The organism is Lysinibacillus sp. GJ-1, from assembly GCF_021166035.1.
GTDB lineage: Bacteria > Bacillota > Bacilli > Bacillales_A > Planococcaceae > Lysinibacillus > Lysinibacillus sphaericus.
Genome location: NZ_CP088912.1, coordinates 1379649 through 1403841 on the forward strand (window position 1 = coordinate 1379649; position 24193 = coordinate 1403841).

Consider the following 24193-nt stretch of genomic DNA (forward strand, 5'->3'; position numbering starts at 1 on the left):
TACGGGAATGCAAGCCTAGCAAACAACTACGCAAGTAGTTGTTTGCTAGGGATTCCGTGGATAGGGAGCGGATTTTTTGCATTACTTCTAAAAAATAATAAAACGGATTTGGAAAGGAAGCGGTTCAGATGTCAGTAACAGAACTTCATAAGGAAGAACATTTTTTTATTGTGAAAAATGGTGAAGTGATTGTCAAAAGTGATATCCAACAAGAGCTTCTTGAACAAATAAGTGAGAAATACTGTAAAGGACAAGAAACATTTGAGGTGCAAGAATATTTCGTCCATGTAGTAGAAACATCTCAAGGTACGCTGTTTACAGCTAGATCATTGAAGCAGTTTAACGATATCGATTTTATGAACCCCCTGTCACATAAGTTGTTGAACTCAATTTCTGATGGGGTGACAATTTGTGATCGTCACGGCAAAATTTTATTTCAAAATGATATTGATATTGAAATTGTTGGCATCGATTTACGGGGGAGATATGCAAAAGATGTCATTGCTGAAGGGTTAATGAGTGATTCTATTTCGATGAAAGTAATTGAATCGCAAGAAAAGGTAACGATATTGCAAACTTTCATTAACGGTAGATGTTTTTTAGTCACAGGTCAGCCTATTTTTGACGAAGATGGCAAATTACAATATGTTGTTGCCATCACACGGGATATGACACAACTCAAATTGCTTGAACAAGAAGTACAAAAATTAGAAGATCAAAATGAAAATTTTAAATGCAAACTACAAGCCTTACATAATCAAGAATCGAGAAAAAGTAGTTTAATTGCCGTATCTTCCGCCATGATGCAAGTAGTCAAAAGGGTGATGCGTGTAGCGGAAGTAGATTCTACCGTGCTAATTGGTGGTGAATCGGGAGTCGGCAAAGAGGAGATTACAAAACTTATTCATGCCTATAGCAGACGAAGTCATAAGCAAATCTTAACAATCAATTGTAGTGCAATTCCAGAAACATTACTTGAATCTGAACTTTTTGGCTATGAATCAGGGGCATTTACGGGAGCTAGTAAAGGTGGAAAAGCCGGACTCTTTGAAATTGCATCAGGAGGCACGGTGTTTTTAGATGAAATTGGAGAAATGCCTTTGCAGCTCCAAGCTAAATTATTGCGAGTGCTACAAGAATCAGAGGTACAGCGCATAGGAAGCGGCAGACCAATTGCAATCGATGTACGAATTATCGCAGCAACGAATCGAAACTTAGCGGATATGGTTAGGCAAGGTAGCTTTCGGGAGGATTTATATTATCGCTTAAACATTATCCCTATTGAAATTCCACCATTAAGACAACGTCGGCAAGATATTATTCCATTAGTTAATCATTTTTTAGCGTTGATAGGTGATAAATATGGCATTCATCGAACAATTGAGTCAACAGCTATGAAAGTGTTAGAAGCGTATGCATGACCGGGAAATGTCAGGCAATTAAAAAATATGGTGGAACGCCTTTGCTTATTGGCTACCCAACCTGAAATTACGGCAAGTACAGTTCAACAAGAGCTTGATAGCAATCCACTAGTTATTCGACAAGTCGACAATACAGTGCAACAGCCAAATGTAAAACAACAGCTTGCAGTTCCACTTTTAGTAGGTACATTAAAAGAGCAAGTGGCAATGTTTGAAAAGCAATTGATTAAGCAAGCATTGTCTGAACATCCGAGTATAAGACAAGCAGCCAAAGCGCTCGGTTGCGATCAATCTACGTTAGTAAGGAAAATACAAAAATTCCAATTGACACGGCATATCTCCTATCAAGAATAATGATGCAGTTATGCATCACTACTTGTATATTTGCATAATTAGTGCAAAAAAGCATGAAATGCTAGTGATATTTGAATAGGCGTATGTGTTTCTAACAAGATGTTTATTGCAGCGAAAAAATATCGACATTCTGAAAACTACCAAGTCGTTCGAGGTGCTCAATAGTGAATAATGATGGACGAATTCAATAAATTAGAGAGGCATTTTTTTAATAATGTCTCTTTTTTTATGGAGTTGGCATGAAAATTGCTTGTAATAAAGTGTATAAAACTTTTAATGAAAAGAGGCTGGTATTGATGACAATTCAACTAAAAGAAGAATTGAAAACTTTAGATCAAAAGCATTTTCTACATCCAACGACGTCGATTGAGCAACAGCAAACACAAGGGCCTGCTGCTATTTTTACAGAGGGGAAAGGCATCTATTTAAAAGATTTAGAGGGGAAAAGTTATATTGATGGCATGTCTTCTTTATGGAACGTAAACGTTGGACACGGTCGTGAGGAAATTGCAGAAGTTGCCAAAGAACAAATGGCTACATTAGCATTTAGCTCTTGTTTTGCTTCATTTAGTAATGAACCAGCTATTCGTTTAGCAACGAAAATAGCCTCTTTAACACCAGGAGATTTAAATACAGTATTTTTTACTTCTGGAGGATCAGAATCAAATGATACGGCGATTAAACTAGCTCGCCATTACTGGTTATTAAAGGGTCAGCCAGCGCGTCAAAAAATTATTTCACGTACACAATCCTATCATGGGGTGGCGATGGGAGCGACAAATGCGACGGGTATACAGGCATTTCGTAACTTTACCAACTCTCCTGCACCTGATTTCCATTATGTTTACAATCAATCTGTTCGCGATCTTCGAGAAATGATTGAAGCACTAGGTCCAGAAACAGTAGCAGCGTTTATTTCCGAGCCGATTCAAGGAGCGGGAGGAGTCAATATTCCGCCAGAAGATTATTTTAAAGAAGTACGTAAACTTTGCGATGAGTACGGCATTTTATTTATAGCGGATGAAGTAATTACCGGTTTCGGTCGTACGGGTAAATGGTTTGGCATGGAGCATTATGGCGTTGTACCAGATATGATGTCATTTGCTAAAGGGGTATCGAGTGGCTACGCACAGCTTGGAGGTGTGGTAATTTCCGAAAAAATTCATGAAACATATTGCCAGCTTTCCAAAGGGACTTTAATGCACGGTTATACGTATAGTGGTCATGCATTGGCTTGCCAAGTAGGCTTAAAAAACATTGACATTCTAGAGCGGGAAATGTTGATAGAAAACGCAGCATCTATGGGAGAAGCGATGTTGACAGGTTTTAAAGCGCTTCAAGAAAAATATAGCTTTATCGGAAATGTTCGAACAATTGGTTTGCTTGGTGCTATTGAGCTAGTTAAAAATCGTGAAACTGGCGAGCTTTTCGAGACTGCCATTAGCCCAATATTTGTTCAAGAAACGATGAAACGAGGCTTAATTTTACGAACAGTCACGTACGAGCAAGATACAATTGTTTTTGCACCACCACTTATTTTATCGAAAGCAGAATTAAACGAAATGTTACGTATTCTAGATGAGACTTTTGAATTTGTGCGTAAAACGATTATTGCAAAAGATTAATATGTATGGCTTTAATGCGAGCTAATATGAAGAATCAGTTACTTAATCAAGGAGGGGTTTTATGACAACTATCATTAGGGAAATTCGAGAGCAATTTAATCCTGCAAAACCATCGCAATGTATTGGTCAAGTAGAGCTTTTGACAGTGGATGAGACAAAGGAAGTCGTTACAGCGGCAAATGAAGCATTTGAAGATTGGAAAAATACATCGTCAGTAGTGCGTGGGGAACTATTGCGTGTCACTGCAGACTTGCTCGAACAGAATATTGATAAAGTAGCTGAAACAGCTTCCAACGAAATGGGTAAAACCAAAAATGAAATGATTGGGGAGGTGAAACGTGGCGCTTCTATTTTGCGCTATTTTGCACAAGAAGGAATGCGGGCGACAGGTGAAGTATTGCCGTCTGCCAGTGAAGGCAAAATGTTGTACACAATGCGTGTCCCTCTTGGTGTAGTTGCAGCTATTACACCATGGAATTTCCCAGTAGCTATTCCTTTGTGGAAAATTGCGCCCGCATTAGTATACGGCAATACGGTTGTTTGGAAACCTTCTATTGAAAGCGCTTTAACGGGAAAACTTATCGGCGAGCTCTTTGAACAAGCAGGTATACCAAAGAATGTGTTAAACGTTGTACAAGGACGCGGTTCGAAAGTTGGGCAAGTTTTGCTTGAAGCACCAGAAGTGAAAGCAATAACATTTACCGGTTCAAATGGTGTTGGGCAAAGTATTTTAGATAGTGCAGGATCAACTAAGAAAAAAATTCAGCTTGAACTAGGCGGTAAAAACGCTGCCATTATATTAGCTGATGCGGACATTCATCTCGCTGCAAAGTTAACAATTGAAGGAGCAATGAAGCAAACCGGACAACGTTGTACAGCAACTAGTCGAGTTTATATTGAGGAAGCAGTTTATGATGAGGTGTTAGCATGTTTAATTGAACAAGCGAGGGAAATCAAAGTCGGCACGTCAATGGGTCCAGTTTCCTCAAAAGGTCAATATGAGAGTATTTTAGCTGCCATTGAAAAAGCAAAATTAGAAGGTGCCAAACTTGTCTATGGTGGTGGACCGACGCAAGGTAAATCAGAAGGTTATTATATTGACCCGACGATTTTTACAAATGTAACACATGCTATGGGCATTGCGCGTGATGAAATTTTTGGACCAGTCCTAGCTGTGATTAAGGTAAAGGATTATGAAGAAGCAATTCGATTATCCAACGACTCTGAATTTGGGTTAAGTGCTTCTATTTATACGAACAACATTCAAAAAGCTTTTGATTTTATTCAGCGTAGCGAAGTGGGGCTTGTTCAAGTGAACGACGAGACAGGTGGTGCTGAACCACAAGCGCCATTTGGCGGCATGAAAAATTCAAGTACTGGCGCACGTGAACAAGGGCAAGCAGCAAAAGAATTTTTCACAACATTTAAAACGGTGACAATCCGCACACAGGGAATGTAATGGGCTTTAAAGCCCGTTACATATGGGAGACTGTTTTTTCTTATAGGTTAGTAGATTGTTATGCATATTTTCACACTATTAAACGAAAGAAGGTATCTCTATGGCACAAACTCGCTTAGCAATAGATGTTGGTGGAACGTTTACAGATGTGTTTGTTTTTAATGAAGATACAGGAGAAATATTTGTCACAAAAACTTCATCCACCCCATCAAACCCTGAACAGGGAATTTTAAATGGCGTTGAGAAGGCAGAGTTGCAAGGGCAGGATATTAAAATTTTTTCTCATGGCACGACGGTTGGTACGAATGCATTAATTGAGCGAAAGCTACCGAAAACCGCTCTAATTACGACAAAAGGATTTCGCGATGTCACAGAAATTCGTCGCGGCACAAAGGAGGATATTTGGGATACGTACAAAGATACGGCAAAGCCCTATATTCAACGCCGCGATCGTTTTGAAGTCACCGAGCGAATAGATTATGAAGGAACAGTATTGCAAGCTATCGATGAGGAAGAAATTCGGGTATTAGCAAAGAAATTGAAACGTCGCGGGACAGAATCCATTGCTATATGTTTTATCAATTCTTATGTGAATGGAGAAAACGAAGCAAAAGTGAAAAAGATTTTACTTGAGGAACTGCCAGATGTTTATATATGTACTTCAAGTGATGTACTACCTGAAATATTCGAGCATGAACGGATGAGTACAACGATTATTAATGCTGTTCTAGGACCAATCATGAGCAATTATATTAGTAAATTAAGCAATGAAATGCAAAAAAGAGGCTATGAGGAGGAAATTTTAGTTTTACATTCTGGCGGAGGTGTCATGACGTCTAGTACAGTGCCTCGCTATGCCGCTAGATTAGCGAGCTCAGGAATTGCTGCGGGAGCAATTGCGAGCAAACATATAGCAAAGTTATGCGGTTTTGAAAATGCGATAGGCTTGGATATGGGAGGAACGAGTACAGATATTTCACTGATGTACAAAGGACAAATTCGAATTACAAAGGATTGGTCTATTGAATATGGTTATCCAATAGGATTTCCAAGTATTGAAATATTAACGATAGGTGCTGGCGGTGGTAGTTTAGCTTGGCAAGATGAAGGTGGATCATTACGAAATGGGCCGCAAAGTGCTGGTGCTATACCAGGTCCAGCCTGCTATGGTCATGGTGGTACAGAGCCAACCAACTCAGACGCTAATGTCGTTTTAGGACGTCTTGGTGTGACATTGTTAGATGGGATGATGCAATTAGATAAAAGAAAGGCACAGCAGGCTGTAACAAAAATTGCGCAAGCTTTCAATCAGACAATTGAAGAAGCTGCGAGTGCCATTATTGAAGTTGCCAATGCCAATATGAGTGATGCCGTTCGTTTAATTTCTGTACGAAGGGGCTATGACCCACGTGATTTTGCTCTTGTAGCCTTTGGTGGTGCAGGGCCACTTCATGCCGCACATTTAGCAAAAGATTTAAATATCCCGAAAGTCATTATCCCTACACATCCGGGCGTAGCAGCAGCAATGGGGTGCTTACTTGTAGATGTACGCCACGATATTTCAAAAACGTTTGTAAAAAAAGCAAATGAAGTATCAGTCGAAGAGCTCGATATTCAATATCAGGCACTACGGAAAGAGGCGAAAGCATTATTAGAAGAAGAAGGGATTTCTGAAGAAACATCGACTTTGATGAATTATATGGATCTTCGCTATAAGGGACAATGGCGCTCCTTAGCGGTTGTGGTACCAGATTACGTCACTTCCTTGGAGGAAGTATTAGCAGCATTCCACCAAGAACATGAGCGAGAATTTGCATTTTCAGATAAGGACCAGATTGTTGAGATTTACGGTTTACGTGTGACTGCAATAGGTACAGTGCCAAAACCTAATTTCCCACAATTTGAATCAACTGGCTCCTTACAAGATGCTTATAAAGAGACACGACCTGTCTATTTTGATGGGGCATATGTTGAAACAAATGTCTATTATCGCGATAAAATTCCAGTGCATGCACAATTACAAGGTCCTGCAATTGTGGATCAATTAGATACGACGACGGTCATTCCACCAGGCTTTACGGCTGAAGTAGATGCTTATAAAAATATCATTATTACAGTGAACTAATACATGATAAGGGGGAAGTAATCTATGAGTACTACAGGATTGTTCCTAAATAATCAAATTAAAAATCTGGATCCAGTAACATTTGAAGTGTTGAAAAATGGCTTTGTAAATTTAGTCGATCAAATGGCTGAACAAATGCTGCGTACTTGCTATTCTTTTGTTATTTATAATCGGGATTTTAGTTGTGCATTATGTGACGCACAAGGAAATACAGTTATGCAGGGAACACAAGATATTTCGGTACATGTCGGTACTTTACATCTAACAGCGAAAGCGGTTTTAGAGGATTTTGCAAATGATATTCACCCTGGTGACGTATTTTTAGTAAATGATCCATATCGGGGGGGTACGCATTTTAGCGATGTTCGGGTTATACTACCTGTTTTCCATGACGATAAGCTGATTGCCCTGATGCAAACAAACGGTCATTGGGCAGATGTAGGTGGTTCTAATCCAGGTTCTTTTGATATTACAGCAAAGGAACATTATGGAGAGGGGTTACGAATACCCCCTGTACGCATTTATAGTAAAGGTCAGTATTTAGCAGATGTTGTGAATATTATCGTGATGAATATGCGTATTCCCGAGGAACGAATTGGCGATTTACGTTCACAAGTAGAAGCGGCTAAAATTGGCGAAAAACAATTGAATGAGATGATTAACAAATATGGTATCGATACGGTTTTACTAGCATTTGAAGAGGTACAAAATTATGTAGAACGTTTGACGAGTGCAAAGATTAAAGCCTTACCGAAAGGACAATGGGAAACAGTCGATTACATTGATATGGACCCAGAGCTAGGGGATGGCTTAATACCAGTGCATGTGAAAATGACAATTCGTGAAGATGAAATTTTCTATGATTTAAGTGGGTCACACCCTGCTATAAGTTGCTTTTTAAATGCTGGATTCGGTTCGGCACTTTCTGGTATTTATGCAGGAACGAAAACATTCTTTCCGGAAATTCCATTAAATTCAGGTTTCTATCGAGTTGTCAAAATACATTTGCCCGAAAATACTGTTGTCAATGCGCCGAGTCCTATTGCGGTATCTGGCTATTGCTCAGGTTCTTTTGAAAAGATAATGAATGCATGTTTTGAGTTATGGTCAAACATCATGCCTGAACGTGCAATTGCTTGTTCATTTAACCTAGAGTATTTGTTAATTGGTGGCTACGATCAACGACAAAATAATAATGGGTATTTTATGTGGTATGACTGGATGGCAGGAGGACATGGTGGGCGTGTGGATCGCGATGGCGCAAATACAACATCACCTGTATTTGGGGTCGGTTTAAGTGTCCAACCGTGTGAGGGGCAAGAGCGCTTGTCTCCTGTACTAACGACAAAACATGAGATTATTACAGATTCAGCAGGTCCAGGGAAATATCGCGGTGGTTGTGGTGTTGAAAAAGGTGGGTTATTAACAGATATAAACAACACCGTGATGTCATATTGTTGTGACCGTTCTCGATCCATTACGTGGGGCATTATGGGCGGCTTACCATCCATTGCACAAGGAGCGATTTTAAACCCAAATCAAGCTGGTGAGGAATTTTTGGGTACCATTTTTTCTAATGTCGCATTGAAAAAGGGAGACTCCTTTACACGTCCATCTGCTGGCGGGGGAGGATTAGGGGACCCTCTTGAGCGTGATGTCAACGCAGTTTTAGAGGATGTCATCGATGAATATGTTTCGCTTGAACGTGCGAAACTTGATTATGGCGTTGTTATCCGTGAAATTGATCGTGATATTGATGCTTTTGAAATTGATATGGCAGCTACCGTGAAAGAGCGAGCGTATATTCGAAAAAATCGTCAACAATGGCTTGAAACAGACCCCTATGAAGTGGAGCGTATGTACAATACAGGTGAAATCAATCAAATGGACGTTGTACGTCGCTATGGCGTTATTATGGATTACAAAACAAATCAAGTGTTACCAATTTCCACAAAACAATATCGTACGTCCATGAAAAAACGTTCGTTAGCCTATTGGATGTAATGTTATACAACAATAAAGCAACCAAGAGAACGTAATATTTCTCTTGGTTGTTATGATTTAGGCAAAGCGATTAAGCTGAAAAAGGGATAAATCTTGCTTGCTTGTACCATTTAATATAAGTTCTGTTAATACTTCACCGACTGCGCTACTAAATTTGAAGCCATGACCAGAAAATCCTGCAGCAATGACAATATTGCGATGATTAGGTAAAAAATCAATGATAAAGTGTTCATCAGGTGTCACAGAATATTTACATGTTTTGCCGAATGCAAGTGCACCATGCTGTGGCATAAAGCGATTGAGAAAATGTTGTAAATCAGCAGCATCCTGATTATCGAATGGACGCATTGGCTCATTAGGGTCGATAGGCTCACCACCATCATGGCGACCTAGTTTCAAGCCTGCCCCATGAATGCTTGGAAAACCGTAATAGGCTGAATCAGCAAATTCGAAACAGTAGGCGGGGAATGTAGTGTCACGATAAAGCTGTTCGTCTGCTTCAAACCAAGCAAAAGTTTTGCGTGTTGGTGTAATAGGATATGAAAGGTTCATGGTTTGGAGCAATTCCGATGCCCAAGCCCCTGCTGTGACAATGAGGTTTCTTGCATCATATAGCCCTTTTTTTGTATGTATTTGTACAATGTCTTCGGTCTTAATAGCGTGGACCTTTTCATTTGTATGTAAAATGGCACCTTGTGCTAATGCTAACTTTTTATAGGCAGCGATACAGGCTTCTACATGCAATACACCTGCAGTTGGTTCATAGCACACTACTAAATCCTCAGGCAATGCTAATCCAAGCCATTTTTCCATCGCTTCGGCGGCTGTATACTGTTCTAAAGGTAAATCGTATAGTTTCGCGCTTGTTCTAACATTTTGAAGAAAGGTATGATCTGATTGACCAACATTCATCACACCTGTTTGTAAAAATAAAGATTCACTTGTTTCCGCTTCAAGCTCTTTCCATAGTTGTCCTGCGCGTAGCACGAAAGGGACATAACTCGCTCCTTCACCGTAAGCAAAACGAATAATTCTTGTTTCGCCATGATGGCTGCCCTCTTCATGTGGTGGATCAAAAGCATCGAGCATAAGGACGTTTTTTCCTGCCTTCGCTAAATAATAACCAGCCGCCATTCCCATTGAACCAGCACCCACAATAATTACATCATAAATCATAGTCATCCCTACTTTCTTTCTCTAGTATAGCAAAAAAGAAATGAGAATTTTGCAACAACTTAAATAGGGATTATAGGAAAACACGAAAAGGCTAGGACATCACTAAAAAGAAGAGTGGTTTAAGGGACAACTCTTGCTTAGAATGCATAAACAAATGATACAACGAGCAAAAAAGTGTTAGATTGATGCAGTCAATCTAACACTTTTTCTCTTACCTGTTAGCCAACAGATTATTACTGAATTAAATAAAACGAGCAATGTCTTTTAATGGTAAACGTGATGAACCATAAGCAGGTGCTGCCGCTTTCCCGATGGCAATAAGAACAACAGGGAAAATATGCTCTGGTAATTCAAAACGTTGTGCAAATTTCTCTTTATCAAATCCGCCCATTGTCACCGTATCATAACCTTTTTCTTTTGCAATCAGCATTAGTTGCATTGAGATAAGACCTGCATCAAATGTTGCAATATTTTTTCTGACTTCAAGTGGTGCAGCTGGGTAAGTACGTAGAGTATTCGTAATCATTAAATCTTTCTGTGCTTCACCCATATGCCCTTCTGCTACATTTTGCGTGTAAATTTGTTCAACTTGCTGATACATTTCGGCATTGCCTAACACTGCAATAATAGCTGAAGATGTTTCAACTTGTTCTTGGTTATTGGCAATAGCACGTAGTTCTGTTTTTACAGCTTCGTCTTGAATGACTAGGAATCTCCATGGTTGCAAGTTACTAGATGACGGAGCGCTAGTAGCCTCTTGAATAATTGCTTCAAGCTCTACTTGTGGAATTTTAAAAGCTGGATCATAGACGCGAACGGATTTACGCTCTTCCATAATTGTATATAGATTGGATTGTGTTTTAGTTGTTGACATAATGTCCTCCTTAAAACTTACTAATGGTAAGTTGATGATTAGAATCTTACCATTAGTAAGTTTATTCGTCAAATAAAAAATATTTTGTGTGCTACAATAGAATAAGGAATTACAGACAGGAGGTTATGAGATGACACAATCAAACTGTTCACATATATGTAGTAGTTATCATCAGGCAATAGAGTTTATAGGGAAACGTTGGATGGGAATGATTATTTATACTTTGTTGCCTGGTCCAAAAAGGTATCATGAAATTCATGCCACAATACCCGGCATTTCTGATCGTTTACTAACAGAACGTTTAAATGAGCTTGTTAATGCAGGACTAATTGAAAAGAAATACATTGATTCATCGATAAAAAAGGTAGAATATGCATTAACACCAAATGGCTTAGCATTTCAGGAAGTAATAGCGTCTATTCAAAAATGGATTGATTTATGTGAATTTGAGAAAATGACAAAAGAGACAACATAAAAAGCCAAAATACCTCAAGTGCTTGAGGTGTTATGGCTTTTTTTATTTGTAACTATTTGTAATGACTTTTGTTGTTTTGCCAATATCTTTATCCTTCCTATAAAGTTTGTACTTTTTTGCCTTTATATTATAGGATTCACTTAAAAGACTGTAGATACACTCTCTTTGAGTGTATCTACAGTCTCCAAACCTTACCTATTTAACATTTGGTAATACTTTATTTAACATAATGGCAACGAGCGCAGCTGTTGCTATTGGAGAGCCAAATAAATATTGTACCGTTGTAGGTAAAGCATATAAGAAATCTTTTGGTAATAGTGTTAACGCTAATGTTAAGATAACAGGAACAGCAATGACGTACATTTCTTTTTCGCCAATATGTTCATTTTTCATTACCTGTAACCCGCTAATGGCGATAATGCCACAGACGATGACAAAGACGCCACCGATCACTGCTGAAGGAATGGCAGAGATTAAGGCAGCCAATTTACCGGAAAAACCGAACAAAATAAACCAAAAACCTGCAACAATAAAGATACGACGGCTTGCAATACCTGTGATGGAAATAACCCCTGCATTTGTTGAATAGCCAGTTACCGGCGTAGAACCGAGTAATGAGGCGATGAAACAGCCAATACCCTCACCAATTACCCCACGATTAATTTGTCTATCTGTCAATGGTTTATCAATTACATTACTTACAGCAAACCATGTACCCGTCGTTTCAGCCATTAAGACAATATAGATAATCACCATTGTTATAATAGCTGAAAAGTTAAATGTAAAGCCGTAATCTACAAAAGGCAATTGCGGTAAGCTAAACCAATTTGCTTTTCCAACAGCCGATAAATCTAAAATACCCATAATATTTGCAGCGACACAACCGATAAGCAACGCGATAATAACGGAGGCAATACGAAATACTCGACCTTTTTGACGGAATATAGAGCCTAGCATTACGCAGCCAATTAATACGGTAGCTGAAATAAGCGCCAAGTATATGTTTTGGCTAATCGTAGCACCAGCGCCTTCAAAAATATTACTACTTAAACCAACGGGCATAAGGGATAAGCCAACGACGAAAATAATTGTACCGCCTACAATTGGGGGAATAAATGTTTTAACGATTTTGTTGAAAATACCTGTATAACCTAAAATGATGACAAAAATGGACCCAATCAGGCTTGCACCCAATACAGCGCTCCAACCAAGTTCGCCACTGCCACTTGTGGCATAGATACCAACTATCGCTCCTAATGGTACATACGAGGGTCCTTGTGCGATTGGAAGCTTCATGCAGAAATGGCTTTGGACAATCGTCGCAATCCCTGCTGCGATAAATGTTGATTGTATTAAAGCACTTGCTTGTCCTGATTGCATGCCTATTAACATCGCGATTAGGAAAGGTACGACATAGACGTCCATGGCCATTACATGTTGTAAACCTAGAAGAGCGGATTGACCGAATGGTACTTTGTCATCGGGTAAAACGGTTAAATGTGCGGTATTACTGTTTGCTAAATTGTTTTTTTGCGTTTCCACTAAGATGCCCACCTCAAATGTTAAGTTTATAAATAAAACGACTTAGTGACCTCCATTTGTTGCTACAGAGAAGGGGAGACCACTGTTTGCGTTAGATTATTCTGTTCTTTCGTGCACTTTAATGCCTTGCACCCATACTTCTCGAATATTTTCAGGACGTACTAGATACATGATTTTTTGGAAGATATCAATCAGTTTTTCTTTGTTATCAAAGATTGGTAGTTTAGCAGATGCTACTTTTGTATCGATTACTTGAACATCCCACGTATAGTTTTCTTGTAAGCGACCAATTGGAAGACTTAAACTTTCACCACCGCCAGCTGTTGCTAAATAGAATGCTTCGTTGATAGTAATGCGCGAATTTGGCACGCCACGTTTGTCTGCAGAAAGTGCTGTATTCACACCATCTTCCAACATTCTAGATGACATTACCGCCTGTCTTGCATTATCAAAAAGACTAGGTGAGAAGCCACCTGAAATGTCTGAGCCTAAACCAATATCTACACCTTTTGCATGGAAGCGGGCAATGGGAATAACGCTGTTAGCAAAATAAGCATTTGAAATTGGACAATGGCCGATAGCAGTACCAGTTTCAGCAAATAGTGTGGCATCTTCATCGTTTAAGAAATTACAATGTGCCATAACAGACTTATCACCTAATAGACCAAAATCATGTAAAGCGTAGGCATCATTTTTGTTGAAGCGGTCTTGCACGTACCTATGCTCCCAGTCACTTTCACTACAATGAGATTGAATATGTGTATCATACTTAGCTGCCAATTCACCTAAACCTTTTAAAGCACTATTTGTACAACTTGGAATAAAGCGAGGTGTTACAACAGGATATACGCCTTGCTTGGTAGATTTCGCTAATTCTTTAACAGCTAAAATAAACTCTTCTGTATCCGCTAATGCTGTTGCCGTATTTGCATCTCGATAAAATGCAGGGTTTTGTTCAGGGTCATCCATGACAACTTTCCCAACAAGACCACGTTGTCCTTTTGTAGCACAGATTTCAGCTAATAATAGGCTTGCTTCCTTATGAACTGTTGCAAAGTACAACGATGTTGTTGTGCCATTGGCAAGAAGGGTACTTACTAAATCTTCATAGACCTCTTTCGCAAATGCTAAGTCCGAGAACTTCGATTCGATAGGGAAGGTATAGGTGTTGAGCCAGTCATATAGGGGGATGTCTAGAGCAGTACCGGCTTGAGCCCATTGTGGTGCATGGACATGCAAATCGACAAAGCCTGGGAAGAAATACTGGCCATCAGTTAATTGGTAGAAATTTTCTTTCCCTTTATATGTATGTAGTACTGTTTGATAGTCAGGATGCTCTGGCGCAATCGTTTTTTCGATTATTCCGTCTGCGTTAATGCAAAACAGGTAGTCTTGTAAAATTTGTACTTCTTTGGAAGACTTACTTGAAAAAGCAGTTCCTTTGAAAATTTGCGTATATTTAAACATAGTTTACACCTCAATGTTCGTATTTTGATATCAGCAGGGAATATTATAGGATAATAAAACTGTAAAGTCTATTAAAAAACGAATAAATTGCATTGTGATATAAGGGTGGTAAATAGAGTTTTACAGCAATTTAATGACATGGAAATATATAGTTTTAGGAATAAAAAATCAAAATAGGGGTTGGCAACTTAAAAATTTTTAAATAAAATATAATTGAGAATTACTATCAATTAAAAATCTATCACAAAAAGGGAGGTGGCAGTATGGTTTATTTGAATTCAGCAAGGTATAAAAATGGTGATTAGATTATTCTAACTTTCACTGCTAGAATCACTATACTTACTAAACAGAGAAAGGAGCATACTATGAAAAAAATAAGTAGTGTATTCATTTTATTTGTAGTAGTTATAGGATTAGTAATCCCTAATTTTGCTTTGGCAGCAAGTGAGAATGGACAAGATAATCCATTTGAAGCGCCAGAAAAATATGTTTCCTATCTGAAGTCATTTGGTGATACGTATGATGAATTCATTCAGCAATATAGTGAATTATCGAAAGAAAAGCAGGAAGTAATTTTAGATGTTCTACAAAATGGTGGTAATTTTGACGTAGAACTTACTGAAAGCAGTATGCAAAGCAATGAAAAACATAGATATACTAGAGCAACCGTACAAACTAGACCTGTATCATTTGATGCAGATTTTAGATTATTCGGGATAACTTTTGTGAAAATTAGATTAGAAGGTAGATTTGAATATAGTAATCAAAGAGTAACCTCTGTACAGTATAAAAATGCTTACATTGTTCAGAATTTTGTTCCTTTAAGTGGTTTTGAAAGAACTTCGTTAGATGCGTATGTTAGTGATGGTAAATTTTATGCGAGTGCTGCATTTACAGCTTTTGTAGGTGCAAAAATAGGAGATAATGTTATTGGGGTGCGTCCAAGAACTTTTAACATTCAATTAAATTCTGACTATAGAGGGAATGTGAATGGATATGCTTGGTAGGAAAGTAAGCATAATTATGGGAGTATGTGTGGTTGTTTTTTTGATCATTTTATTCATTATTATTAGTTTAAAAGCTAAATAAAATAATCACGACTCAAGTGTAAATGCTTGAGTCTTTTTTGTGTGAAATGTGATCAGTGTTATTGTAGTTTGTGAAATTATTTTTTGAATATTGGTAAAATTTATAAATTTAATTGCTTTATTAAGGAGCATTCAGTATCCTTTTATTAACAAAGGGGGAGAGGATGCGATGAATCGTCAACACATTGGTATTTTATTTGGGGGAGTACTATTACTAGTTGTAGCGATGGGGATTAGCCGTTTTGCTTTTACGCCCATTTTGCCGTTTATGCGGGAGGATGTTGGCTTTTCATTTGAGGTTGCAGGCTTTTTAGCATCTAGTAATTATATTGGTTATTTTATTGGGGCTTTATGGGCGGGATTTATTTACCGACAACGGAAACATTTTTTACTGTTGAGTATGGTATTAAATGTCATTTCGGTTGTGCTTATGGGGCTAATTGAGTTTTATAGTGTTTGGCTTGTTCTACGATTAATTGCAGGGATTACAGGGGGACTTATCTTTGTTTTAACTTCTAGTATTATTATGGATTATTTGGCCAAACAAACGCTCACAAAGTGGTCAGGCTATTTATTTAGTGGTATAGGGCTTGGTATTGCCATCTCAGGTTTATTCGTACCTTTTATTGAAGCACGTTTTGCTTGGCAAGGTACTTGGATTGGCTTAGGCATTTTATCCGCACTATTTTTAGTGATTACATTTCTATTATGGAGAAATTTACAAGTACACGATAGCGTGAAAGTAACGAAAACGGCAGATGCAAAAATGTCGCGGGGTTTTATGCCTTGGCTAATTGCGGCATATGGGTTTGAGGGGCTTGGTTATATTATAACTGGTACATTTTTAGTGGATATTATTCACAACATTCCATCGCTCCAAGCATATTCCTCTTATAGTTGGGTCATTGTTGGTGTAGCGGCTATTCCATCTGCTCCAGTTTGGACAGTACTATTAGAGAAGTTTTCTGCAATAAAAATTTTATTTGTGGCTTACATACTACAAGTGCTAGGGATATTGTTGCCGGTATTTTCACAAACAGTATGGAGTGTGCTATTGTCTTCATTTTTATTTGGTTTAACATTCGTCGGTATTGTTACGCTAACAACTGCCTATGCTAGACAGCTATTTCCAACACAAAGTGGTCCAGTCGTGTCATTGTTGACAACGTTCTATGCGTTTGGACAAATTATCGTGCCAATTATAGCTGGACAACTTGTGGTCATTTTTAGCAGCTACAAGGCAGCACTCATTTTTGCAGGCAGCATTGTATTGCTAGGGCTAATTGTAATGTTATGCGGTAAATGGATCGTGTTAAAACAACAAGAGAAGATAGCCAATTTAAACATCCAATCCAACCATTAGTTAAGGGTGCCTGACACCCGAAATATTCTGAATTGTTTGAGTGCCTGTCACCTTTTTCGTTTTTTTCTAAATCAAAAAAATGTTATAATTGTGGTAAATCAATTGGAGTGATGCGCATGAGTGTAAAGACTTTTCGTAAAATCCCACTTGAAAAATTTATAGATTTAAAAGTAGATTATGCTTTTAAACAATTATTTGGTACGGATAAGAATAAGGCTATTACTATAGTATTCCTGAATGCTTTATTAAATCGTACAGGGAGAAATGCTATTAAAGAAGTTACTTTTATAAGTCAAGAATTTGGTAGTGAACATGTAGATGATAAGCAATCTCGCTTGGATATTTTAGTGAAAACACAAGATGAGTTATTTATTAATGTTGAAATTCAATTAACCAATCAATACGATATGATGAAACGAACACTGTACTATTGGTCAAGAATTTATACTTCGCAACTTCGTAAAGGGATGGGATATCATAAATTACGACCGACAATTACTATAAATATTTGTAATTTTACGTTATTTGAACACACAAAAAATTATCATTCTATTTTTCAACTTTATGATAATCAAGATAATTTGAAAATGGATGATGTACTTGAAATACATTTTATCGATATTAATCGATTTATACAGCAATGGTATGCAAAACAATTGGATTCTTTTAAAAATGTCTTGGATAGATGGTTAATGCTACTGGGAATGGTTGATGGACGTAAACAGAAAGTCTATGAAGAAATTTATTTAGAATTGGAGGAGCTTGCCATGAAAGATGAGGAGTTATTCAATGCTATGAATGTTTGGCAAGATTTAAGTCAGTCCCCTGAAGATTATTATGCATATCAATCTCGTTTGAAATATATCCTTGATGAGGCGGCGAAGCTAGAAGATACAAAATATATAGCTGAGCAAGAAGGGCTATTGAAAGGAATAGAACAAGGCATAGCACAGGGAATATCACAAGGTATAGAACAAGGTATAGAACAGGGTATAGAACAAGGCATTAAACACGGAGAAAAAAAGGTGCAGAAGGAAATTGCGTTAAAGTTATTGAAGAGAGAAACCAATATTGAAACAATCGCAGAATTAACAGAGCTAACAATTACTGAAATTAACCAGTTAAAAGAATTACTTGATTAAAACTTTAGGTGCCGGGCACTCGAAATTTTCACAATTGTTTGGGTGCCAGGCACTTCTTACATTTTCCTTTTTCGATTCAACATAAAAAAGTATAACCATATTACTAAAATACTATAAATAAAAATCCAAATATATTGCCAATAAAAAACGGCTGGTATTACGTTGATGCTATCATCTGAACTCATCATTTCTAAAGAAAGATGTACTGGAGGTAAGAGCCATAATAGACCCTTTACTTGTAAAATAACGCTTTTTAAAGAGGCGATAGCTAAAGAAATAATTAAGATACTAAGTACACCCCACCAAGAATTTTGTTTATTCTTGACTAGTTCCCTTGTGAAAATGGCAGAGAGTGCAATAGCAAGCATAGAAAGGCTAAAATGAGCTAGGAAACCCAATATGATATGCCATAAACTTGGTCGTTCACCAAATGCACCAATTATTATAGGGTACAACACTGACACACAGCTTAGACAAAAGCCAATTACAATACAAATCAAATAAAGCGTAACAAAATACATATTTTGCCCTTTAGCATGTAGTATAGTAATGACTTTTTGTCCCTCGTCCTCTGCATGAAATATTGTTACTGTAAACCATCCCATTAGTAAAAATAGAAGAGTCGAAGTAAATGAGTAACTGTCCAATATTGGATTTGGTACAAATGCATAGTTGACTACCGTACATAAAATGAAAATGAAAAAAGGGGGAAGGTATTTGTAAGTTCTTATATAATTACTAAATTGATAGTGTAATAAACTTATCATGTATTTAATAAGCCTCCTAGAAATGACTATGAAATTGTTCCTTCTTTGAATTTAGAGGCATAAGCTGTTTAATGGTAGCTTCGTGTTGAAGTAAAGCCAAAAGGGTTTTGTCTGTATCTCCACTGTTTACCGTTACAGTTAGCTCTTGATTGCCATTATTTAATGTGCGCATTTGTTTGATTTGGATAAAGGAAAGTACTGTATCAAGTGATTGGTCGCTGGGTAACTCAAACACTATTAGATTGTTTTGGTTAGAAGCGTCTGTAAATGATTCCAGTTGTACCACTACCTTCCATTAATAAAATCCGATCCACTAGGTTTTCTAATAATTTGGTTTCGTGACAGGTTAATATAATACTATATCCATTCTCTTTTAAAGACAAAAGGGTGTTTTCTAATTCATTTTGGGCACGAGGATCAAGTCCAGATAAAGGTTCATCCAAAATTAGAAGATGTGTTTCTTCAAGCATTGCCTGCATAATCATAATCTTTTGCTTCATGCCTTTTGAAAAATGAGTAATTCGTGTCGACCGAACCTCTTGCATATTGAATAGCTCAAGTAATTGATTTATTTTTTGTTGTAATGGCTTACGAGGTACACCACTTATTTTACCCATATGAAAAAGATACTCTTCGGGCGTAAAGAGTACATGTGGAGGAGTAATTTCGGGGACGTACCCAATTTTTAAAGATTGTACATGACTAGTAACTGCGCCACTATCTGAATCGACGATACCTCCAATAATTTTTAGTAGCGTACTTTTACCACAACCATTCTTCCCTACAAGTGCGACAATTTCCTCTCCATAAATGGAAAATGAAATGTTATCTAAAACTTTCTTTGTTTTATATTGTTTAGAAATGTTTTGAACTTCCATTAACGTATTCATTCGTACACACCTTTTTTATTAGTGATTAGTGCCAGTCACTCGAAATTTTCAGAATTGTTTGAGTGACAGGCACGTAAAAGAATTAGGTACTGTAATATTTATTTAGTGCTGTTTCTAAGCGTTCTTCTAAATGTTGTGAAATATAGCCAACAACAAATTGCTCTTTTTCCATTTCAATTTGCGAGGATTTAAAAATTTTTGCGAAAAACCCTGACTTATTCTCCATAGAGTATTGTTGTAGTGCCTCTGTGCGTAAAGTGGACACGATTTCGTTTTCAATATGACGCTCACGGATTTTTTTGACAATATCTTTGACACTACCTTCTTGTAACTCTACCATTTGCTTTTGGAGATTTTCATTTAAATGTTTCAATTCGGCAGTTTCATTTTGAATTTCCTCTATTTGGCGGCTTGATTCGGAAGAGAGCTCTTGTAGATTTTGCGCTAAAAAATCTTGATTAATCGTAATGTTTAATGTCCCTTGCTTTTCATCTGGTTCCATATGAAATAAACCAGTTTGTATCATTTGCTGAAGGACACTACCTAATACATCGACTTTGTGGGCTAGATTATCCGTAAAATCAAGAGTAGTGGCAGTAATTTGATGTTTAATCTGCTGATGACTGTCATCAATACCCAGAAGTAGTTTTAGACCTTTAACACGGTATTCGTCCTTCAAAAGTAGAATCATGCGAAGTCGTAAAATAGCAGGGAGGTCTAAGCGAATATTAGTGGTTTGATGATAAGAGGCGCTATCAAAAATATACTGATCGAAAGGTTTGATATAATAACGCAGCATAGCATCTGTTATTTCAAACCAACCTGCAACTTCTGAAATGCTATAATATTCTTTTTCATGGATATGTGTTAAATAGGCATCACCATAAAGTGTTTCTACTAATGGTGTATGTTGTAGTACGACAAACAATGGATCATGTTGCACAACTCCGAGTACCAACTCTTTTGCATCACTTATTTCTAGCATTACTTCTACACCTCACTTTATTTTTCTTGAACTAAACTCTCTACTAGGTTTCTATTCTTTTAAGTGCAAATGTATGCCTATTTAAAGTAGGATTATTTGATGTTTTTAAGCTTTCTAGCGAGATGGTAGTTTGTTAAATGGAGGAGTGAGAAAACCTTTTTACATTAATGGCGTGCTTCCAACAAACTGAATCAAGAATGGTGGTAAACCAAGGTTTTAGCTAAACACGTAATGCTAGAGCGAATATAGAAGAGTCAATTGAAGTCAGCCATAAAGAAAATCGTGTTGATCAAAACAAAAATATCCATTTACTGGTTATCAAGCCTTTTTCATCTTTTCTTTAATGACCATGAGCTTACAAAATTTAGATTGAAGCTTATGTCCATTATTTATGTAATCTTTATAATATGAAAGCAGTAAGAAAATGCCTACTTTAATAACAGTGGGTGGATAGAAATCAGATGATTACTCAATAGCTGTTTAGTGAGCATATCTTGCATTTCAGTAAATATAACGTTGTCCTTTATTAGAATTTGCATCTCTGTATACTTATATTGACATTGAAATTCTCGGATATACTGTGTAATAATTGGCAAATTGTCGTTATTTTTAATTTCTACCTCCACAAAAAAAGGCAAAGTTAATTGGGGTGGCGAAAAACAGCCACGGCGAATCCAAATAGCTTCATTTACATAATAACGAATTGGCAATTGGCGATCACTTGCTATAAATAAGTCCATTAAGTTCTCCTTTAAAATGTAAAGTCACAAGTATAAGAATTATTATAATTATAGCTTTTTTAGTTGAAATTGTCTTGAAAGAGCCTTTAGACCAACGCCAGATGTCATTCTTTTCTGTAGTTGCACCCAGGATCTTGATTACAGGGAAAACAACAAATAAAAAGTAAGCAAGAGATGCACTTGCTTACTTTTTGTATTAGTGAATATCGCGTTTTTTGAAATTGCCACCGCGCACTTCTGAAACATCAGAAATGACGACAAACGCACTGCTATCTATGTCTTTAATAATGGATACCAACTTATTTTCTTCCATACGGTTAATAACACAGTTTAATATTTCAGTTGGTTCGTTTGAAAACCCGCCACGCCCTTGTGTATAAGTAACGCCACGCCCTAAACGAGCTTGAATGGCATCCCCAATTTCCTCAGATTTTGCACTGACAACACGGACGTCTTTAGATTTTTCTAAACCAACTTGAATAATATCAATAACATTTTTCGCAATATAGTACGTTAAAGCGGAATATAAAGCACTCTCTAATCCGAAAATAAAGCTTGCCCCTAAGAAAATAAAGGCATTGATAAATAATATAATATCTCCGACTGAAAACGGTATTTTACGTGATAGTAGTACGGCTAATACTTCAGAGCCATCTAAAGCACCACCATTACGTAAAACAATTCCTATCCCAATTCCAAGTAACATACCACCAGATAAAACAATTAATAAAGGATCATTCGGTCCTAAAATCGTTTTAACGTCATGTAATAGAACTGTGGAAATCGATAACGCAGCAATCCCAGCACAGCTCATTAATGCAAATGTTTTTCCTACTTGTTTGTAGCCAATATAGATAAACGGAATATTTAATACAAAGAGTAGCACGCCTAATGGAATTTCAAATAAATGGGCACCCATAATACTAAGACCTGTAACGCCACCATCAATCACATTGTTTGGTATTAATACAGCTTCAAGTCCATACGCTGCGATGATTGCCCCTATAATAATCATGATAAATTTTCGTATATTTTCAAGTGACTTGCTTTTTTTCATAAATCTTCTCCATTTCCTTACAAATTAAATCCTGTGTTGTTACTTACGATTTTGGAATAATATTTACTGCGATTGTTTTTGTTTCCGTTGTATGGCTTGAATCGGACATATTATAGTATCTGGTTAATAAATCGTTCAAATCATTTTGAAAGTGGTTAAACTGTTCTTTCGTTAAGGATAAGTCCAGTAATGAAAAAGTTGCAGAATCTACGATATGTTCATCTTCTTCACATAAGTTTAAATAATTTTGATACTGAGACAGTAGAGCTAATTGATAGTACGAGATATAGTTGAGTTTTTGCTTTTTCGTTAGTATTGACCAATCCTCCTTACTTATTTTTGCAGCATCTTCATTTAATGCATAAAATTTTTCCGTTACAGAACGTACTTTTCGCTCCTTCACAATTTTAATGATGCTTTCATCCATTAATATTTGAATGTGGCGATATAAAGTAGCTTGCGGTACATCTTTAATAACAGAAATCATCTCTAAGGTACTTAAGCCTTCGTCTGTATTATGCATCAGCGCTTGTAAAATTTTCATTCTCACAGGATGCATTAAAACCTCTGCTTTATTACGCATCTACGAGCCTCCTATATTGAAGAAATGATATGTAGAAAGACTAAACAAATGTTATCATTTTGAGAACATTATCAAAAAATATATTATATTTTTATCCAAATGTACAGTAAAATGCTAACGGAATTTTTTTAAGCATTATTAAGCTGGGGCAAATGTAACTCATATTTGACATAACAAACTTGTCATAAAAATTAATGCAAAATAGGAGCCCTGACAAATCAGAACTCCTTCAATTCAATTAAGGGTAGGCTGTCTCTATTACAAATATAAAGGAAGCTAGGTTATCGAAATATTTGTAACTTAGTGGTTTAGTGCTACTAGAACTTTTGTATACTTTTTCCGTCTAATATTAAAATTAACAAATCTAAGGAGGGATATTTTGTGGTTAGTTCGTCTGTAGTGAAAAAATTGGTTGTGCCAATTGTGTACGTAGCGGAATGGATTTTGTTCTTGTATGTTCTACTCTGCATTGTTGTTTTCAATTTGGTGAATTTGACAAATGTTATTGCTGTAGATATGGCTTGGGAGGAACCTATTAACTTTACAGCATCTTTCATTAACGTAATGATAGTAGTGTTGGGTATAGGCTTAATTTGTTTCTTTTACATCAAGTTTTTAGCAGGCAGTAGAGCATATAAACGCTTCAAAGAAGTGGTATGGGGCGTTTTATTCGGTATAAATACGGTAAGTTGTGTCATTTGTGGGAGCATCGTTTATGGATTTAATTTCATTCATGCTGATGGAATAATACTGTTAACCACTGCTTTTATTAGTGCACTTTTAACAATGCAAATTATAATGAAACAAGATTTTGAAGGTCAGTAAAAAATAATTTAGGTTGTTCAAAACATAATAATCTCCCTTTACTAAATAAACTGTATGGAGACGCATAGCAAATAATCGAGTAAGGGTATCTACGCAAAAATTTTAATCGAGGTTGATTCTTTAGCTAGTACGTTTTCACACTCATATTTATTCAAATCCTATTGCATCAGCATAAAAAGCTATAATTAAATAATACATTGGTAAAGTTTCGCTATATTAAAATACTAATAA

22 protein-coding genes are annotated in these 24193 nt (G+C 36.9%); 11 read left to right on the forward strand and 11 right to left on the reverse strand.

The genetic code is table 11. The features are described 5' to 3' along the window. The first annotated feature begins 128 nt into the window (after nt 1–128). The 6 genes from LO754_RS06430 to LO754_RS06455 all read left to right on the forward strand — a co-directional run bounded on the left by LO754_RS06430 (nt 129) and on the right by LO754_RS06455 (nt 8988). Nucleotides 129–1421 carry a sigma 54-interacting transcriptional regulator gene (locus LO754_RS06430; protein ID WP_231785821.1) on the forward strand — a complete coding sequence of 431 codons (1293 nt, stop codon included), beginning with the start codon at nt 129–131 and terminating at the stop codon, nt 1419–1421. Between the two features lie 48 nt (nt 1422–1469). Further along, a complete protein-coding gene (locus LO754_RS06435) occupies nt 1470–1775 on the forward strand; it encodes a helix-turn-helix domain-containing protein (RefSeq protein WP_231785822.1) in 306 nt (101 codons plus the stop codon). A 296-nt stretch (nt 1776–2071) separates the two neighbouring features. Beyond that, a complete protein-coding gene (locus LO754_RS06440; RefSeq protein ID WP_231785823.1) occupies nt 2072–3400 on the forward strand; it encodes an aminotransferase family protein in 1329 nt (442 codons plus the stop codon). A 61-nt stretch (nt 3401–3461) separates the two neighbouring features. Beyond that, a complete protein-coding gene (locus LO754_RS06445) occupies nt 3462–4859 on the forward strand; it encodes an aldehyde dehydrogenase family protein (protein WP_024361410.1) in 1398 nt (465 codons plus the stop codon). A gap of 100 nt (nt 4860–4959) precedes the next feature. After that, nucleotides 4960–6984 carry a hydantoinase/oxoprolinase family protein gene (locus LO754_RS06450; protein WP_231785824.1) on the forward strand — a complete coding sequence of 675 codons (2025 nt, stop codon included), beginning with the start codon at nt 4960–4962 and terminating at the stop codon, nt 6982–6984. A gap of 24 nt (nt 6985–7008) precedes the next feature. After that, entirely contained in the window at nt 7009–8988 is a 1980-nt protein-coding gene (locus LO754_RS06455; protein ID WP_108029644.1) for a hydantoinase B/oxoprolinase family protein, read from the forward strand. Nucleotides 8989–9045: 57 nt separating this feature from the next. Here the strand turns inward: LO754_RS06455 and solA are convergent, their stop codons facing one another. Both solA and LO754_RS06465 read right to left on the reverse strand, forming a co-directional pair. After that, nucleotides 9046–10164, reverse strand: coding sequence for an N-methyl-L-tryptophan oxidase (solA, locus tag LO754_RS06460; RefSeq protein WP_231785825.1), 1119 nt, complete (start codon nt 10162–10164; stop codon nt 9046–9048). A 241-nt stretch (nt 10165–10405) separates the two neighbouring features. Beyond that, nucleotides 10406–11038, reverse strand: a complete 633-nt coding sequence (locus LO754_RS06465) for a nitroreductase family protein (protein ID WP_103977177.1) — start codon at nt 11036–11038, stop codon at nt 10406–10408. Between the two features lie 130 nt (nt 11039–11168). On the opposite strand from LO754_RS06465, the gene LO754_RS06470 reads away from it, so the two are divergent. Continuing rightward, nucleotides 11169–11513, forward strand: a complete 345-nt coding sequence (locus LO754_RS06470; RefSeq protein ID WP_024361405.1) for a winged helix-turn-helix transcriptional regulator — start codon at nt 11169–11171, stop codon at nt 11511–11513. Between the two features lie 195 nt (nt 11514–11708). Here the strand turns inward: LO754_RS06470 and LO754_RS06475 are convergent, their stop codons facing one another. Together LO754_RS06475 and guaD are read right to left on the reverse strand one after the other, a co-directional pair. Further along, a complete protein-coding gene (locus LO754_RS06475) occupies nt 11709–13055 on the reverse strand; it encodes a solute carrier family 23 protein (protein WP_231785826.1) in 1347 nt (448 codons plus the stop codon). Nucleotides 13056–13151: 96 nt separating this feature from the next. Further along, the gene (gene guaD / locus LO754_RS06480) at nt 13152–14522 is read right to left on the reverse strand and encodes a guanine deaminase (protein WP_231785827.1); all 1371 of its coding nucleotides are present in this window, start codon (nt 14520–14522) and stop codon (nt 13152–13154) included. A gap of 365 nt (nt 14523–14887) precedes the next feature. On the opposite strand from guaD, the gene LO754_RS06485 reads away from it, so the two are divergent. The 3 genes from LO754_RS06485 (at nt 14888) to LO754_RS06495 (ending at nt 18115) form a co-directional block, all read left to right on the forward strand. Then, nucleotides 14888–15529: a hypothetical protein gene (locus tag LO754_RS06485; protein WP_231785828.1), complete on the forward strand. Its 642-nt coding sequence runs from the start codon at nt 14888–14890 to the stop codon at nt 15527–15529. 250 nt (nt 15530–15779) lie between these two features. After that, on the forward strand, nt 15780–16973 hold the full coding sequence (locus LO754_RS06490; RefSeq protein WP_231785829.1) for a YbfB/YjiJ family MFS transporter: 1194 nt from the start codon (nt 15780–15782) through the stop codon (nt 16971–16973). Between the two features lie 116 nt (nt 16974–17089). Further along, entirely contained in the window at nt 17090–18115 is a 1026-nt protein-coding gene (locus tag LO754_RS06495) for an Rpn family recombination-promoting nuclease/putative transposase (RefSeq protein ID WP_231785830.1), read from the forward strand. A 56-nt stretch (nt 18116–18171) separates the two neighbouring features. Here the strand turns inward: LO754_RS06495 and LO754_RS06500 are convergent, their stop codons facing one another. From LO754_RS06500 to LO754_RS06530, 7 genes are all read right to left on the reverse strand, one after another. Beyond that, on the reverse strand, nt 18172–18882 hold the full coding sequence (locus tag LO754_RS06500; protein ID WP_231785831.1) for an ABC transporter permease: 711 nt from the start codon (nt 18880–18882) through the stop codon (nt 18172–18174). Nucleotides 18883–18898: 16 nt separating this feature from the next. Continuing rightward, on the reverse strand, nt 18899–19168 hold the full coding sequence (locus LO754_RS06505) for a hypothetical protein (protein WP_231786381.1): 270 nt from the start codon (nt 19166–19168) through the stop codon (nt 18899–18901). After that, on the reverse strand, nt 19134–19772 hold the full coding sequence (locus tag LO754_RS06510) for an ABC transporter ATP-binding protein (protein WP_231785832.1): 639 nt from the start codon (nt 19770–19772) through the stop codon (nt 19134–19136). The genes LO754_RS06505 and LO754_RS06510 overlap by 35 nt, the downstream gene beginning before the upstream one ends. Before the next feature lie 82 nt (nt 19773–19854). Then, complete coding sequence (locus LO754_RS06515; protein WP_025218968.1) at nt 19855–20757, reverse strand: hypothetical protein; 903 nt, start codon at nt 20755–20757, stop codon at nt 19855–19857. Nucleotides 20758–21185: 428 nt separating this feature from the next. Beyond that, entirely contained in the window at nt 21186–21497 is a 312-nt protein-coding gene (locus LO754_RS06520; RefSeq protein ID WP_024364790.1) for a hypothetical protein, read from the reverse strand. 196 nt (nt 21498–21693) lie between these two features. Then, nucleotides 21694–22554, reverse strand: coding sequence for a YitT family protein (locus LO754_RS06525; RefSeq protein WP_107895238.1), 861 nt, complete (start codon nt 22552–22554; stop codon nt 21694–21696). Nucleotides 22555–22597: 43 nt separating this feature from the next. Beyond that, nucleotides 22598–23137, reverse strand: a complete 540-nt coding sequence (locus LO754_RS06530; protein WP_024364792.1) for a helix-turn-helix domain-containing protein — start codon at nt 23135–23137, stop codon at nt 22598–22600. A gap of 381 nt (nt 23138–23518) precedes the next feature. Here LO754_RS06530 and LO754_RS06535 point away from each other — a divergent pair, with 381 nt between their 5' ends. Next, nucleotides 23519–23962, forward strand: coding sequence for a hypothetical protein (locus LO754_RS06535; RefSeq protein ID WP_231785833.1), 444 nt, complete (start codon nt 23519–23521; stop codon nt 23960–23962). Nucleotides 23963–24193: the final 231 nt, after the last annotated feature.

Excerpts from the sequence above, each read along its gene's own strand:
- LO754_RS06470 (WP_024361405.1), top strand. The coding sequence starts at position 11,169 with ATGACACAATCAAACTGTTCACATATATGTAGTAGTTATCATCAGGCA.
- LO754_RS06465 (WP_103977177.1), bottom strand. The coding sequence starts at position 11,038 with ATGTCAACAACTAAAACACAATCCAATCTATATACAATTATGGAAGAG.
- LO754_RS06510 (WP_231785832.1), bottom strand. The coding sequence starts at position 19,772 with ATGAATACGTTAATGGAAGTTCAAAACATTTCTAAACAATATAAAACA.
- LO754_RS06430 (WP_231785821.1), top strand. The coding sequence starts at position 129 with ATGTCAGTAACAGAACTTCATAAGGAAGAACATTTTTTTATTGTGAAA.
- solA (WP_231785825.1), bottom strand. The coding sequence starts at position 10,164 with ATGATTTATGATGTAATTATTGTGGGTGCTGGTTCAATGGGAATGGCG.
- LO754_RS06450 (WP_231785824.1), top strand. The coding sequence starts at position 4,960 with ATGGCACAAACTCGCTTAGCAATAGATGTTGGTGGAACGTTTACAGAT.
- LO754_RS06485 (WP_231785828.1), top strand. The coding sequence starts at position 14,888 with ATGAAAAAAATAAGTAGTGTATTCATTTTATTTGTAGTAGTTATAGGA.
- LO754_RS06490 (WP_231785829.1), top strand. The coding sequence starts at position 15,780 with ATGAATCGTCAACACATTGGTATTTTATTTGGGGGAGTACTATTACTA.
- LO754_RS06530 (WP_024364792.1), bottom strand. The coding sequence starts at position 23,137 with ATGCGTAATAAAGCAGAGGTTTTAATGCATCCTGTGAGAATGAAAATT.
- LO754_RS06495 (WP_231785830.1), top strand. The coding sequence starts at position 17,090 with ATGAGTGTAAAGACTTTTCGTAAAATCCCACTTGAAAAATTTATAGAT.
- LO754_RS06515 (WP_025218968.1), bottom strand. The coding sequence starts at position 20,757 with ATGCTAGAAATAAGTGATGCAAAAGAGTTGGTACTCGGAGTTGTGCAA.
- LO754_RS06520 (WP_024364790.1), bottom strand. The coding sequence starts at position 21,497 with ATGGACTTATTTATAGCAAGTGATCGCCAATTGCCAATTCGTTATTAT.
- guaD (WP_231785827.1), bottom strand. The coding sequence starts at position 14,522 with ATGTTTAAATATACGCAAATTTTCAAAGGAACTGCTTTTTCAAGTAAG.
- LO754_RS06525 (WP_107895238.1), bottom strand. The coding sequence starts at position 22,554 with ATGAAAAAAAGCAAGTCACTTGAAAATATACGAAAATTTATCATGATT.
- LO754_RS06455 (WP_108029644.1), top strand. The coding sequence starts at position 7,009 with ATGAGTACTACAGGATTGTTCCTAAATAATCAAATTAAAAATCTGGAT.
- LO754_RS06440 (WP_231785823.1), top strand. The coding sequence starts at position 2,072 with ATGACAATTCAACTAAAAGAAGAATTGAAAACTTTAGATCAAAAGCAT.
- LO754_RS06445 (WP_024361410.1), top strand. The coding sequence starts at position 3,462 with ATGACAACTATCATTAGGGAAATTCGAGAGCAATTTAATCCTGCAAAA.
- LO754_RS06500 (WP_231785831.1), bottom strand. The coding sequence starts at position 18,882 with ATGATAAGTTTATTACACTATCAATTTAGTAATTATATAAGAACTTAC.